The sequence below is a fragment of the Actinoplanes philippinensis genome (assembly GCF_900113015.1).
GTDB lineage: Bacteria > Actinomycetota > Actinomycetes > Mycobacteriales > Micromonosporaceae > Actinoplanes > Actinoplanes philippinensis.
On the sequence record NZ_FONV01000010.1, the window covers coordinates 336,212 to 348,461 of the forward strand.

General features: G+C 68.9%; 15 protein-coding genes, 3 tRNA genes and 1 pseudogene. 4 read left to right on the top strand and 15 right to left on the bottom strand.

The features are described from left to right. Positions 1 to 194: 194 nt before the first annotated feature. From BM290_RS27475 to BM290_RS27530, 12 genes and pseudogenes are all read right to left on the bottom strand, one after another. Positions 195 to 893 carry a hypothetical protein gene (locus BM290_RS27475; protein WP_093618768.1) on the bottom strand — a complete coding sequence of 233 codons (699 nt, stop codon included), beginning with the start codon at positions 891 to 893 and terminating at the stop codon, positions 195 to 197. Further along, on the bottom strand, positions 890 to 1,672 hold the full coding sequence (locus BM290_RS27480) for an ABC transporter ATP-binding protein (RefSeq protein WP_093618929.1): 783 nt from the start codon (positions 1,670 to 1,672) through the stop codon (positions 890 to 892). The genes BM290_RS27475 and BM290_RS27480 overlap by 4 nt, the downstream gene beginning before the upstream one ends. 96 nt (positions 1,673 to 1,768) lie before the next feature. Beyond that, positions 1,769 to 2,485 (bottom strand): 50S ribosomal protein L1, encoded by a 717-nt coding sequence (gene rplA, locus BM290_RS27485; RefSeq protein WP_093618769.1) that lies wholly within the window; start codon positions 2,483 to 2,485, stop codon positions 1,769 to 1,771. Between the two features lie 77 nt (positions 2,486 to 2,562). Beyond that, positions 2,563 to 3,267 carry a transcription termination/antitermination protein NusG gene (gene nusG, locus BM290_RS27490; RefSeq protein WP_093618770.1) on the bottom strand — a complete coding sequence of 235 codons (705 nt, stop codon included), beginning with the start codon at positions 3,265 to 3,267 and terminating at the stop codon, positions 2,563 to 2,565. Positions 3,268 to 3,324: 57 nt separating this feature from the next. Then, positions 3,325 to 3,687: a preprotein translocase subunit SecE gene (gene secE / locus BM290_RS27495; protein WP_093618771.1), complete on the bottom strand. Its 363-nt coding sequence runs from the start codon at positions 3,685 to 3,687 to the stop codon at positions 3,325 to 3,327. Between the two features lie 109 nt (positions 3,688 to 3,796). Continuing rightward, positions 3,797 to 3,869 (bottom strand) — tRNA-Trp (locus BM290_RS27500). Positions 3,870 to 3,950: 81 nt separating this feature from the next. Then, positions 3,951 to 4,346: a MaoC/PaaZ C-terminal domain-containing protein gene (locus BM290_RS27505; RefSeq protein WP_093618772.1), complete on the bottom strand. Its 396-nt coding sequence runs from the start codon at positions 4,344 to 4,346 to the stop codon at positions 3,951 to 3,953. Continuing rightward, positions 4,346 to 4,792, bottom strand: coding sequence for a MaoC family dehydratase N-terminal domain-containing protein (locus BM290_RS27510; protein WP_093618930.1), 447 nt, complete (start codon positions 4,790 to 4,792; stop codon positions 4,346 to 4,348). Before BM290_RS27510 ends, BM290_RS27505 begins: the two co-directional genes overlap by 1 nt. 134 nt (positions 4,793 to 4,926) lie before the next feature. Continuing rightward, on the bottom strand, positions 4,927 to 5,094 hold the full coding sequence (gene rpmG / locus BM290_RS27515; protein ID WP_014687739.1) for a 50S ribosomal protein L33: 168 nt from the start codon (positions 5,092 to 5,094) through the stop codon (positions 4,927 to 4,929). A gap of 106 nt (positions 5,095 to 5,200) precedes the next feature. Then, a tRNA-Met gene (locus BM290_RS27520) sits at positions 5,201 to 5,273 on the bottom strand. Positions 5,274 to 5,323: 50 nt separating this feature from the next. Then, a tRNA-Thr gene (locus BM290_RS27525) sits at positions 5,324 to 5,396 on the bottom strand. 113 nt (positions 5,397 to 5,509) lie between these two features. Then, positions 5,510 to 8,039: pseudogene (locus BM290_RS27530) on the bottom strand (putative bifunctional diguanylate cyclase/phosphodiesterase). 458 nt (positions 8,040 to 8,497) lie between these two features. On the opposite strand from BM290_RS27530, the gene BM290_RS27535 reads away from it, so the two are divergent. Then, positions 8,498 to 8,821, top strand: a complete 324-nt coding sequence (locus tag BM290_RS27535; RefSeq protein ID WP_093618931.1) for a hypothetical protein — start codon at positions 8,498 to 8,500, stop codon at positions 8,819 to 8,821. Position 8,822: 1 nt separating this feature from the next. Here the strand turns inward: BM290_RS27535 and BM290_RS27540 are convergent, their stop codons facing one another. Further along, complete coding sequence (locus BM290_RS27540) at positions 8,823 to 9,641, bottom strand: sulfurtransferase (RefSeq protein WP_239143698.1); 819 nt, start codon at positions 9,639 to 9,641, stop codon at positions 8,823 to 8,825. 18 nt (positions 9,642 to 9,659) lie between these two features. Then, the gene (locus BM290_RS27545) at positions 9,660 to 9,944 is read right to left on the bottom strand and encodes a hypothetical protein (protein ID WP_093618773.1); all 285 of its coding nucleotides are present in this window, start codon (positions 9,942 to 9,944) and stop codon (positions 9,660 to 9,662) included. A gap of 383 nt (positions 9,945 to 10,327) precedes the next feature. Here BM290_RS27545 and BM290_RS27550 point away from each other — a divergent pair, with 383 nt between their 5' ends. Then, the gene (locus BM290_RS27550) at positions 10,328 to 10,567 is read left to right on the top strand and encodes a hypothetical protein (protein WP_093618774.1); all 240 of its coding nucleotides are present in this window, start codon (positions 10,328 to 10,330) and stop codon (positions 10,565 to 10,567) included. After that, complete coding sequence (locus tag BM290_RS27555; protein ID WP_093618775.1) at positions 10,564 to 11,085, top strand: DUF6907 domain-containing protein; 522 nt, start codon at positions 10,564 to 10,566, stop codon at positions 11,083 to 11,085. The genes BM290_RS27550 and BM290_RS27555 overlap by 4 nt, the downstream gene beginning before the upstream one ends. 437 nt (positions 11,086 to 11,522) lie before the next feature. On the opposite strand, the gene BM290_RS27560 is transcribed toward BM290_RS27555, so the two are convergent. Next, positions 11,523 to 11,708 carry a helix-turn-helix transcriptional regulator gene (locus BM290_RS27560; protein WP_093618933.1) on the bottom strand — a complete coding sequence of 62 codons (186 nt, stop codon included), beginning with the start codon at positions 11,706 to 11,708 and terminating at the stop codon, positions 11,523 to 11,525. A gap of 361 nt (positions 11,709 to 12,069) precedes the next feature. On the opposite strand from BM290_RS27560, the gene BM290_RS48630 reads away from it, so the two are divergent. Next, on the top strand, positions 12,070 to 12,240 hold the full coding sequence (locus tag BM290_RS48630) for a hypothetical protein (protein WP_177319926.1): 171 nt from the start codon (positions 12,070 to 12,072) through the stop codon (positions 12,238 to 12,240). The last annotated feature ends 10 nt before the right edge of the window (positions 12,241 to 12,250 follow it).

Consider the following 12,250-nt stretch of genomic DNA (forward strand, 5'->3'; position numbering starts at 1 on the left):
GAGAACGAGCAGTTCAGGAGCGGTCGCGACGCGGGCAGCCGGAGCGAGGAAGGAGGAGCCGGTCAGGAGCAGCCGCGGCGCACCAGCTGAAACGAGGCAGAAAGAGCCCGCCAGGAACGGTGGTGGCGCAGGCGACCGGATCGAGGAAGGAGAAGCCGCGGCGCAGGCGGCCGGAACGAGGCAGGAAGAGCCGGTCAGGAACGGTCCCGGCGCAGGCGGCCGTAGCCGGTCAGGACCACCGCGCACCACAGGGTCGCCCAGACGATCAGGATGGTCAGGTCGGCCGCGGACGGGGCGGTGCGACCGCTCAGGGCCCGGGAGGTGGCCATCACGGGCGGCGCCAGCCACGGGGCGATCGAGTCGCTCAGGCCCAGCACGACGGTCAGGATCGAGCCGCTCACCAGGATCGCCACGCCCGGCATGATCCGGCGGGTGACGGCCCGGCTGGCCAGCGCTCCCAGCGCCACGGCGGCGATCACGGCCAGGAGGTGAGCGAGAACACCCAGGAGCACGCCGGCGGGCAGGCTCGGCTCCAGCGAGCCCGGCTCCGGGCCACGGATGGCGCGGAACGGCCACGGCGCCAGCATCCCCAGCGCGCAGACGCCGACGGCGAGGAGCGTGGCGGCGAGCAGACCGGCGGCGGCTTCCCGGACCGGGCCGACGGCCAGGCGGGCCAGCCGCCGCTGAGCGTCGGGCTCGGTGTCCAGAACGAGTTTGGTCAGCCAGGCCAGGATCGGGAAGAGACAGGCAGCGGAGTAGCTGTAGGCGGCCGCCGCCGACGACGGGCCACCGCTGTAGAGGACGAACAGGACCGCCAGCACCGTGATCAGGGGCGCTGTGACGCGGCCACCGTGCACGAAACCGGCCAGCCGCATCCGGGTCAGCGCGATCATCGCTCCTCCCCCGTCTTCTCCGGCACCGCTGTGGAGTGCTCCCGGCGTACCGCCGCCTCGGAGATCTCCCGGACCCCGAGGACACGGTGACCGGCCGCACGCAGCCGGTCCACCGCGGCGGTCGCGTCCTGTCGCGGCACCGCGACCTCGACCACCACCTCGTCGGGCAGCGGCGGCGCGGGCTCGGCGTGCAGGGTGCCGTCGGCGACCGTCCAGTGCAGCGCGCCCGGCAGATTGGCGATCTCGCCGCGGTGGTCGCTGACCAGGACCGTCCCGCCGGCGGTGGTGACCTCCGCGACGATCTGCGGGATCAGCTCGCGGGACGGCGCGTCCAGGCCCTCCCAGGGCTCGTCGAGGACCAGCAGGCCCGGCGGGGTGAGCAGCGCCTGGGCCAGGCCGACCTTCTGCGCGGTGCCCTTGGACAGCTCGGCGAGCGGGGTGTCGGCGTGCGCGGTGAGCCCCAGACGGTCGATCCACGGGTCGGCGGTCGTCGCCGGCAGGCCGCGGACCTCGGCCATCGCGCTCAGATAGCCGAACGTGGTGAACGGCTGGGCGGCCGGGAAACGCTCGGGCACCCACCCGACCACGGCCGGCCGGTCGTGGACCGTGCCCCGCGACGGGCGGAGCACACCGGCGGCCAGCTGGAGCAGCGTGGACTTGCCGGCGCCGTTCCGGCCGAGGACCACGATCGTGCGGCCCGGCTCGAAGGTGGCGCCGACGCCGTGCAGTGTCCACGGGGCGCGGCGGGCGTACCGGAACCAGACATCGTCGAAACGCACGGCCGCCAGCCTGCCACAGACCGTGCCCCGCACGCAGGCCCGGAAAAGCGCCGAGCCCCCGGGGAAGTCCCCGGGGGCTCGGCGTGAAGCGGTGTGTCAGGCGTTGGTGTCGCCGTGCAGGTTCTTCTGCACGTTCGGGTCGACCGGGACGCCGGGGCCCATCGTGGTGGCGATGGTGACCTTCTTCAGGTACTTGCCCTTGGCCGCCGACGGCTTCGACCGGAGGACCTCGTCGAGGACCGCGGCGTAGTTGTCGATCAGCTGCTCCGGCGAGAAGGAGGCCTTGCCGATGATCAGGTGCAGGTTCGAGTGCTTGTCCACCCGGAAGGTGATCTTGCCGCCCTTGATCTCGTTGACGGCCTTGGTCACGTCGACGGTGACGGTGCCGGTCTTCGGGTTCGGCATGAGGCCACGCGGGCCGAGGATCCGGGCGATCCGGCCGATCTTGGCCATCTGGTCCGGCGTCGCGATCGCGGCGTCGAAGTCCAGCCAGCCACCCTGGATCCGGGCGACGAGCTCGTCGGTGCCGACCTCGTCGGCGCCGGCCGCGACAGCCTCCTCGGCCTTCGCGCCCTGGGCGAACACGATGACGCGGGCGGTCTTACCGGTGCCGTGCGGCAGGTTGACGGTGCCGCGGACCATCTGGTCGGCCTTACGCGGGTCGACACCGAGGCGCATCGCGACCTCGACGGTGGCGTCGAACTTGACCGGGCTGGTCTCCTTGGCGAGGGCGATCGCGTCCTTCGGCTCGTAGAGCTTGTTGGAGTCGATCTTCTCCGCGGCGGCCCGGTAGGACTTGCTGCGCTGTGCCATTACTCAGTACTCCTGTGGTTGTTGGCGGGACCACGCATCGGTGACCCCTCCCACTGATACCGCCGGGGATCCGGCGATCAGATCTTGGTGACCTGGTTGAAGTTGAGCTCGACCGGGGTCTCCCGGCCGAAGATCGACACCAGGACCTTGAGCTTCTGCTGGTCGGCGTTGATCTCACTGATCGAGGCCGGCAGCGAAGCGAACGCGCCGTCGGTGACGGTGACCGAGTCGCCGACCTCGAAGTCGAGCACCTTGACCTCGGGCTTCGCCTTCTTCTCCTCGGCCTGGACGGCCGGGGCCAGCCACTTCAGCACCTCGTCGAGGGAGAGCGGCGCCGGCCGGTCGACCCGGTCGGTGGCGCCCACGAAGCCGGTCACGCCGGGGGTGTTGCGCACGCAGGAGTACGACTCGGGCGTCAGGTCCATCCGGACGAGGATGTAGCCGGGGAAGACCTTGGCCTGCACCTGGTTGCGCTTGCCGTTCTTGACCTCGACCTCTTCGCGGGTCGGCACCTCGACCTGGAAGATGAAGTCCTCCATGTCGAGGCTCGTGATCCGGGTCTCGAGGTTGGTCTTGACCTTGTTCTCGTAACCGGCGTAGGAGTGCACCACGTACCAGTCGCCGGGCGCATACCGCAGCTTCTGCCGCAGCTCCTTGACCGGGTCGTAGTCCTCGTCGACCTCGGGCGCCTGGGCCTCAGCCGACTCGTCGGCGATCTCCACCGACTCGTCGATCGCCAGCGACGACTGCTCGTCGGTGGTCTCGTCGTCGTACTCAGGCACGCTCGCTCACTTCCAGATAAGTCTCTGCGGTACGGGGCCGGGCTCCGGAGTCGCGGATCAGCCCAGCGCCCAGAGGATCGCCTTACCGAACCCGTAGTCCAGACCGGCCACCAGGGCGGTCATGATCACCACGAAGACGATCACCACACCGGTGTAGGTCAGAAGCTCCTTGCGGGTCGGCCAGATGACCTTGCGGAGCTCGCTCGTGACCTCGCGGAAGAAACCACCGATCCGACCGAACGGGCCACGACCGGACTTCTTGGTCTTCGGGCTCTCGTCCTTCGTACGCTCGGCGACCGCGGTGCCACCGGCGCCACTGGTCACCAGCGCGTCGTCATCCGGCTCATCACCGGCGGCGGCGTCGGCGAAAACCTCGTCGTCGCCGGGGACGTCGTCACCGGGGCGGTCCTTCTCGGCCACTTCGCCCTACTTCCGTCGTCGGTGGTTCTCCGATGGTCCTGTCAGAACCCGACCGGACGCGGAAGCAGTGCGGACCGCGCACCGGGCGGGCACGTCGAGGAGGATTGCGCAGGGGTGACAGGACTTGAACCTGCAGCCTGCGGTTTTGGAGACCGCTGCTCTGCCAATTGAGCTACACCCCTTTGCGGGACCTGTCGCCTTGCGACTTCAGAGCCCCACGGCGCACCAGTGTACGGGTACGCCCGCTGTTATCCCAACCCGGGCTACCGCTTCCTGATGAGCGCCTGTGCCATGGACAGTACCTTGTCTCCGTTGCACGTCGCAGTCAGGCTCAGCCGAGTGTGTCCCTCGTCGGTGACCTCCTTGACCGAAGCGGACACCACGACCTCGGTCCCCTCGTCGGTGTCGGGCACCGGAACCGGACGGCTGAACCGCACGCTGAACTCGACAACCGCGTCCGCGGCGCCGGCCCATGTGGTGACCGCGCGGCCGACCAGAGCCATCGTGAACATGCCGTGCGCGATGACCCCCGGCAGTCCCACTCCGGTGGCGATCCGGTCACTCCAGTGGATGGTGTTGAAGTCGCCCGAGGCGCCCGCGTAGCGGATCAGATCGGCCCGGGTGATCCGGAAGGTCTGCGGCTCCAGCTCTGCGCTCATCAGTCCTCTCCCCGCACCACGAGTTTCGACCAGACGGTCACGACCGGCTCGCCGGCCTCGGTTGTCACATCGGTCCGGGTGGTGAGGAACTCGTGCCCACCCCGGGTGAGGATCTCCTCGACCGTGTTGACGCAGACCAGGGCGTCACCGGCGACGACCGGACGGGTGTACACGAAACGCTGGTCACCGTGGACGACCCGGCTGTAGTCGACGCCGAGCGCGGGGTCGGCGACGACCTCACGGCTGGCCGGCATGGTGATCGCGACCGGGAAGGTGGGCGGGGCCACCACGTCGGCGTAGCCGAGCGCCCGGGCCGCCTCGGGATCGTGGTACTCCGCGTCGGTGGCGCCGATGGCGCGCGCGAACTCCCGGATCTTCTCGCGGCCGACCAGGTAGGGCTCGGTGGGCGGCCAGCTGCGGCCCACGAAGGATTGGTCCAGAGGCATGTCCACAAACTACCCGCCGACGCCCGCAGAGATATAGCACTACGAGTGCAAAAATATCTCACAGGCTGCGGAAACGACAATGCGCCGTCCGGACGTATCCGGACGGCGCATTGTTGAGGATCTTGGCGGTACGCTCAGCGCGTCTCGCGGTGCAGGGTGTGCTTCCCGTCGCGGGGGCAGAACTTCTTCAGCTCCACGCGGTCCGGGTCGTTACGCCGGTTCTTCTTGGTGATGTAGTTCCGGTCCTTGCACTCCGTGCACGCCAGGGTGATCTTCGGACGGACGTCGGTCGCCTTGGCCACGGCGGGGTGCCTTCCTGCTAACGGTTTACTTACTGACGACGAACCAGCGTAGACGCTCGGTCCGCCGCTTCGCAAAGTGGTGCCCCGGGTGGGGTCCACAGGAAAGTAGCGGTGGCCGGACTTGAACCGGCGACACAGCGATTATGAGCCGCTTGCTCTGCCATCTGAGCTACACCGCCGAGCCAGGCTCACATGTCCAGCGCCAGGCAAGGCGGAACGAACCCGGTAGAGCCCCCTTACGGAATCGAACCGTAGACCTTCTCCTTACCATGGAGACGCTCTGCCGACTGAGCTAAGGGGGCTTGCCACTTACGATCAACCGCTTGGTCGCGATCTCTCGCTCGCTGCAGGAGTAAGACTACACGGCCCCGGAGCGGGGGTGAAATCAGTACCCCCCTTCCCCTGAAATACCTGGTCAGATCACGGCTCGGAGCCTTCTGACCTCTCCGGTGGGAGTGGACTCGGGCTCGGTCTGCGCGTTCAGCCAGGCCTCCAGCCGCTCGAACGGCAACGGCCGGCTGAACAGGTAGCCCTGGCCGATCTCGCAGCCCATCTCCTCCAGCAGCTCCAGAGTGAGCTCGCTCTCCACGCCCTCGGCCACCACGGTGAGGCCGAACTCGCGGGAGAGCCCGATCACCGCCCGGACGATCGCGAGGTCGCCGGAGTCGGTCGCCATGCCCTGCACGAAGCTGTCGTCGATCTTCACCTCGTGCACCGGCCACTGGCGCAGGTAGGCGAGCGAGGAGGCGCCCGTGCCGAAGTCGTCGACACTCAGCCGTACGCCCAGGTCACGCAGCCGGTAGAGGGACGGCAGGACCCGCTCGATGTCGCTGAGCATGCCCGGCTCGGAGATCTCGAAGGTGACCAGCCCGGGATCCACCCCGTGCTCGTCCAGCAGCTCCCGGACCAGCTCGGGGAAACGCGAGTCCAGCAGGATCCGGGCCGACAGGTTCACCGCGATCGCGAACGGGCGCTCCGCGTCGGCCCACGCCCGGCACCGGCGTAACCCGGCCACCAGCACCGACTCGGTGAGCCGGGCAAGCTGGCCGGTGTGCTCGGCAACCGCCACGAAATCCTCCGGGGCGACCTCGCCGTGCGCCGGATGCACCCAGCGGGCCAGGCACTCGACACCGACCACGTGCCGGTCGGCGAGGGTCACCTTCGGCTGGAAGTAGACCTCGAGCTGATCGTTGTCCAGGGCGCGGCGCAGGTCGGCGGCGATGCCCAGCCGGCGCACCGCCCGGGACTCCAGCGCCGGGTGGAAGGGCTGCACACCGTACGGCAGGACCTTCGCCGCGTTGGCGGCCAGCTCGGCCCGCTGCAGCAGGGTCTCCGGATCGCTGCCGTGATCGGGGTAGACCGAGACGCCGACCGCCGTGTTCACGTCGAGAGTCAGCGAGCCCACCGCCATCGGGCCGCGCAGCCGCTCCCGCATCCGGGTGGCGATCTCGATCGTCGCGTCGATGCTCGGCGCCCGCAGGGTGACCACGAACTCGTCGCCGCCGATCCGGGCCACCAGCGCACCCGGGTCGGCGATGCCCCGGATCCGGTCGGCGGTCTCCACCAGCAGCTTGTCGCCGGCCGCGTGGCCCATCGACTCGTTCACGTTCCGCTGGCCGTCCACGTCGAACAGCATGATCGCGACGACCTCGTCCTCGGCGCGGACCGTGACCGCCTCGGCGAGCGCGTCGATCACCCGGCGCCGGTTCGGCAGGCCGGTCAGGCGATCGTGGTACGCGTCATAGCGCAGCCGGTCGACCAGACGCGAATTCTCCACAGCGACCGCGGCGTGCGCGGCGATCGTCTCCAGCACCTGCACATCCGCCTCACGGAAGGTGCGGTTGTCCCCGAGGCGGTTGGCGACCTCCAGGGTCCCGATCGTCGCCTGGCCGGAACGCAACGGCACGACGATCACGTCCTTGAGGTTGACCGCCCGCAGGCCGGAACGCAGGTCCTCGGCCTGGGCGAAGCGGCTGCCCACTGCGGTGGCGGACTGCGTCTGCACAGCGTGGTCGCGGACCTTCTCCGGGATCGGCGAGATGTCGAGCAGCCCCTTGTGCTCGACCCGGGCGGTGAGCAGCACCTCGGGATGCCTGTCGAGCGGGGCCAGCCAGAGCGTCGCGTACTCCGACTGCATGAGCGAGCGCACCCGGCCGAGCAGAACGTCCGGCAGACCGCTGCGGCCGCTCTCGTCGCGCACCGCTTGGGTGAGCTCGTAGACGTCGGCGAGCGTCTTGTGGCGGCGGAAGAACTCCGCGTACGAACGGAGGACCACGACCAGCGCGGCGACCAGGATGGCCAGCAGGACCGCGGTCCACGGCTCGGCCACCAGGGTCACCAGGAAGACCAGGCCGACCACGACGTTGATACCGGTCACGACCAGCGCCGACAGGCCGGCGCGCAGCGCATCACGGCCGGTCCGCAAGCCTTGGACCAGGCTCAGCACACCGGCCAGGCTGAGCAGCTCGACGAGCCCGACGGTGACCGCGGCGGCTGCCAGGATCGCCCACGTGCCCGGCCCGGCGCCCCCGGATCTCCGGCAGAGCCAAGATCAGCAGCAGCGCAGCCGAGTTTCCCGCCGCCGACTTGGCGGTGTTGAACGCCATCTTTGCCGGCTGCGCGTGGGACCAGAGCTGCTGGACCAGGATGGCGCCGCCGACCACCAGGATCACCATCACCGGCGGCAGGTAGAACAGAGCGAGCACCAGCGGGACATCGGTCACCGCGACGGTGAACGCGCTACGCCAGATGACGATGTTGAAGACGTCGCGGTAGGCGACGAGATAGGCGACGAAGAAGAGCAGCCCTTTGGGCCATTCCCTATACCACTCCGGCTCGCGGAGCCAGAAGATGGCAAGGCAGATCATGGCGAACAGGGCGAGCGGGTAGGTGATCAACCACGCTCGTTGCGAACTGGCCCGCCTGGCCGGAGGGCGCGTGGCCATCAAGCCCCCTCTCCGGTCGGCGCTATCCGCCCAGCGCTTCAGGACGAAGTGAAAATCAATTCCACTCGAAGTTCGTCGTGTTCAGCACTGCGACAGCGGCGGCCTCATCTGCGGTGAAGGCCCCAGCACTCGCCCCGCCGAAGGCCACCACTAGCACGAAAACCAAGCCGGCTAGGCGACCCAGCTTCCTTGCGGACATAGCTCGCTCCTCGTAATCGAAGACTGCATCAGATGGGGGTCACATGATGGTGCCACACCAGTTGTGCGACAGGGAGCGTTCATCGGCGGGTCGTGCCGACGCTCAGGCAAATCCTGGCCGAACGGTTGAGCATGGCCCCGGGCACGTCACCGAAGGATTAGCGGGTTTGCTGATGATTTAGGCCACCAAAGCGGACAAAATGCTGAGACCTCGTCAAGATTAGTTGACGTCAGGAAAGCCTGACGGAATGCTGCGAATCATGAGCACGCCGGACGAACTGGAGCAGCGGCATACTCTCACCACGGCGACGAACCGTTACGACGATCTCCGGATGCGTGACGCCCTCGCCGCCATGGACCCGGACGAGGAGCCCCCGCTCTCCGCCGACGAGATGCTCGAGATGCTCGCGCTCAGCGAGGTGATCATCCGAAAGGCCGGATACGGACGACAGACGATGATCCGCTCCGCCCGGGCGGCCGGCGCCTCCTGGACCCGGATCGGGGCCGCCCTCGGCACCACCAAGCAGGCCGCCTGGGAGTCGCACCAGCGCTGGGTCGCCGACACGGCCGGCCGGCCCGACTGAGTCAGTCGCCGGTCGCGGCGGGACGGCCGGTGTGGCTGTACTGCGACCAGGAACCCGGGAACAGCCGACCCACACCCAGGCCGGCATGCTCCAGGGCGAGCAGGTTGTGGCAGGCGGTCACGCTGGACCCGCAATACGAGATGACGGCCGCGCCGTCCTCGACACCGGCCTCGGCGAACCGCCGGCGCAACTCCGCGACGGGCAGGAAACGGCCGTCGGCATCCACATTTTGCCGCACCGGAAGGTTTCGGGCGCCCGGGATGTGACCCGGCCGCGGGTCGACCGGCTCCACGTCACCACGGAAGCGGGGAGCGTCACGGGCATCCAGCACCGGGCCCGCCGAGGACACCGTCTCCTCCAGCGAGGCCAGCCGGTCGGCGGGCCACGGACGGGCGGTGAACGTCGTCACGGGGCGGACCGGGACCTCCGTGGTCAGCTCGCCCGGCCAGGCGGTCAAGCCCCCGTCCAACAGTGCCGCATCATGCCCCGTCACCCGGAGCAACCAGACCAACCTTGCGGCCACCACGCCGCCCGCGTCATCGTACGCAATGATTTGATCTTGATCGTTGATCCCGGCCGACGCCATCGCCGCCGCGAACACCTCCGGATCCGGCAGCGGATGCCGGCCCTCGGCCGGCGACGCCGGACCAGCGAGCGCGGTGTCCAGATCGATGAAGACCGCGCCCGGCAGATGCCCACGCTCGTAGGCCTCCCGGCCGGAACGGCCATCTAGATACCACCGGACGTCGGCGAGCACCACCGGACGATCCGCGGTCCCCTCAGCCAGCCACGAAGCGTCCACCACCGGGTCGATCACCACAGCCCCACGGTACGCCCCTCACTCGGAGTGGTCGCGCGTGCGGCTCCCCGGCCGAAAATAGACCACCGCGATCGCCACCAGCGCGACCGCCAGCAGGGTCGCGATCATCGCGGCCACCTCGGTCAGCTGCGTCGCCCCCACCACGAAGATCAGGACGGCCATACCGAACAGCAGGTGATAGCCGCCCGCCTGCCGTGGCGTGCGGAACGAACGGGCGATCACGCCGGGAGCGTTGCCGGTCACCAGCATCCGGGCCCCGAACACCGCCAGCACCAACCCGACCAGGGCCGCCGCCGTGCTCATCACCCCAGTCTGCACTTCCCGACGCCTTCGGCGGACCTTTATCCGGTACGGCCACCCGCCCGGTTTTCCGCCGGCCGGCTCCGGGGAGAGCCGGCCGCTCTCGTCTCAGCGGTAGTTGTTGTATCGATCGGGGCATGCCCTTGACCTGCGCCCTCATGGCGCACGTGGCTGCTGAGCAGGCAGAACAGCCCTCACACGCTCGCATCGCTACGCACCCGGACGCGCCCTCTTCTGTGCCGAATCTGTGCCTGTTGATCATGGCTCGCGGGCCACCAGGTCCCCGCGCCCCTCGCCCTTCGATCACCCCTCGAATGAAGCGAGCCCGGACGCAGCGACTGCAACGCTGGCCGGGCTCATGAATCGACTGACAAGGAGTCGACCCAATGAGTACCGTACCCACCCCCACCGACCGTGACGAGCGGATCAACGACAACCCGGACTTCCGGGACGGCTACGTCGAGGGCTACCTCGACGCCCTCACCGTTGCCCGTGTCGTCAAGCAGGAGACCGTGGAGGCGCTGGGCAGCATCGCCCTCCGGCGCCGCGCCCTGACCCCCGTTGAGCGCAAGGCCATCCTCGGCGTGCTGGAAGTCCTCAACGGTCACCTGGAGAGTGGCCGATGAGCGGGCAGGAGCGCCAGATTCGCGCGCAGTTCCTCCAGGTCGGCACGCAGCTGCTCACCGGCGACGGGTGGCAGCGCATCCACGGGGTCCTGATCTGCGCCGAGGACCAGAAGTCCCTCGACCAGGTCACCGTCTACACGCCTCAGCGCACGCTCGACGACTCGAGCGGCTGGACGTTCCGGTTCAACGACCTGGTGCTCACCCGCGGCGAGGTGCCGGGCGAGGACGACTGCCCGAGCTGGTGTGTCGAGCACTACCGGGGCGGCGACCGGCTGCAGGAGAAGAACTGCTCGTCCTTCCCCGAGTCGGTGACCGTGGTCGAGGCGTGCACCGGGATCGAGCGGGAGCTGGGCTTCTGGGGTGAGCAGCGCGTCAACCGGGAGACCGGCGCGGTGGAGCGGCTCGGCATCATCGAGATGCGCTCGACCCTGGAGGACGTCGAGCTGTCCGCCGGCGGGCTCCGCAACCTGGCTCGCAAGCTCCGCGAGTTGGCCGACCTGGTGGAAGAGACCCCGTAGGACGATGCCGGGCCGGACCTGTACGCATGGTGTGCACCGTGCGATCGGGTCCGGCCCGGTCCTGTATAGGGGCGGTGTGAAGCGCCATGCGAAGCGCTGGTGCACACCGTGTGCACCGTGCGAAGCGACCCGCCCGACGTGTTACGCGTCGTCCTGAGCTGGTGCGTTACCAGTAACAGCCGCTGACGGTAACGGCGCTCCCGGAAAGTCGGCGCGGACCTTGATAGACGGCCCGGCCGGCGATCGGTGACACGGGGACATACGCGCCGACCAGCGATGTCCCCGGGGACATGATCGAAAACCACTCCCCTCCCCCGTCGAGGGGCCGGCGGATCCAGGGGTGATCCGCAGGTCGGGGGCGGTGTCACGAGCCATGACACCAGGCGGTGACACCGGCGGATTCGGCACACGCATGCCGACCTGCGTGGTGCTGGTGACTACTCGCCTTCGGGCTCGTCCAGGTTGGGCCGGTTCTCCGCGATCCACTGCTCGACATCCTCGGCGGCCCACACCGACCCCATTCGCAGCGTGGCGTACGGCTCCGGGAAATCCCTCCGGGTGATGAGGCGCTGCGTCCACTCGCGCGAGTAGCCGAGCCGCTGCCGGATCTCCCACGCGCCCATGAGCTGCACTTTCGGCCGACCTGAGGGCATGCACCTGACGTTATGTACAGGGTGTATTCGCTAACTGTGAACACCTGTTGTGGTGCACACGTGTAGAACTCCGAGGTAGCTTGCTGGCAGGTTCGCGACCGGGCAGGGCATGAGGCGACTCGTGCACACGTGGCGTCGCGTCCTGGCGGCGGCGAGCGCGCGGGCCCGCTTGATCGCGCTGGCCGCCGTCCCCCGACACTGCATAAGGGGAGGCCGACGAGATGCTCGTCGAGGTCATGCGGCGCGTGCTGTGGCGCCGGAGAGTCAAGGCTGTACACGCGTGGCGTGATGCCGAGAGGGCCCGCTACGAGGCGAGCCGGCGGCCACGGTCATGAGGTGGTGGGAGGCCGGCCTGCCCGGCAATGACCGCGACGAGATCCCCGTCGACGACGAGATCGGCGACCCGCAGCCCTCGATCATGCGCCTGCTGTTGCCGCCCGATGAGGTCGAGCGCCTGGAGATCGCACCGGGCCAGTGGTATCTCCCGGGTACTCCCCCATAGGCCTGCCCCC

Bases quoted from the DNA above. Each gene is read 5' to 3' on its own strand.
- BM290_RS27535 (WP_093618931.1), top strand. From the start codon at position 8,498: ATGAGCACGCCGGACGAACTGGAGCAGCGGCATACTCTCACCACGGCG.
- BM290_RS27555 (WP_093618775.1), top strand. From the start codon at position 10,564: ATGAGCGGGCAGGAGCGCCAGATTCGCGCGCAGTTCCTCCAGGTCGGC.
- BM290_RS27510 (WP_093618930.1), bottom strand. From the start codon at position 4,792: ATGCCTCTGGACCAATCCTTCGTGGGCCGCAGCTGGCCGCCCACCGAG.
- BM290_RS27505 (WP_093618772.1), bottom strand. From the start codon at position 4,346: ATGAGCGCAGAGCTGGAGCCGCAGACCTTCCGGATCACCCGGGCCGAT.
- BM290_RS48630 (WP_177319926.1), top strand. From the start codon at position 12,070: ATGAGGTGGTGGGAGGCCGGCCTGCCCGGCAATGACCGCGACGAGATC.
- BM290_RS27475 (WP_093618768.1), bottom strand. From the start codon at position 893: ATGATCGCGCTGACCCGGATGCGGCTGGCCGGTTTCGTGCACGGTGGC.
- BM290_RS27545 (WP_093618773.1), bottom strand. From the start codon at position 9,944: ATGAGCACGGCGGCGGCCCTGGTCGGGTTGGTGCTGGCGGTGTTCGGG.
- BM290_RS27560 (WP_093618933.1), bottom strand. From the start codon at position 11,708: ATGGGCGCGTGGGAGATCCGGCAGCGGCTCGGCTACTCGCGCGAGTGG.
- BM290_RS27550 (WP_093618774.1), top strand. From the start codon at position 10,328: ATGAGTACCGTACCCACCCCCACCGACCGTGACGAGCGGATCAACGAC.
- rplA (WP_093618769.1), bottom strand. From the start codon at position 2,485: ATGGCACAGCGCAGCAAGTCCTACCGGGCCGCCGCGGAGAAGATCGAC.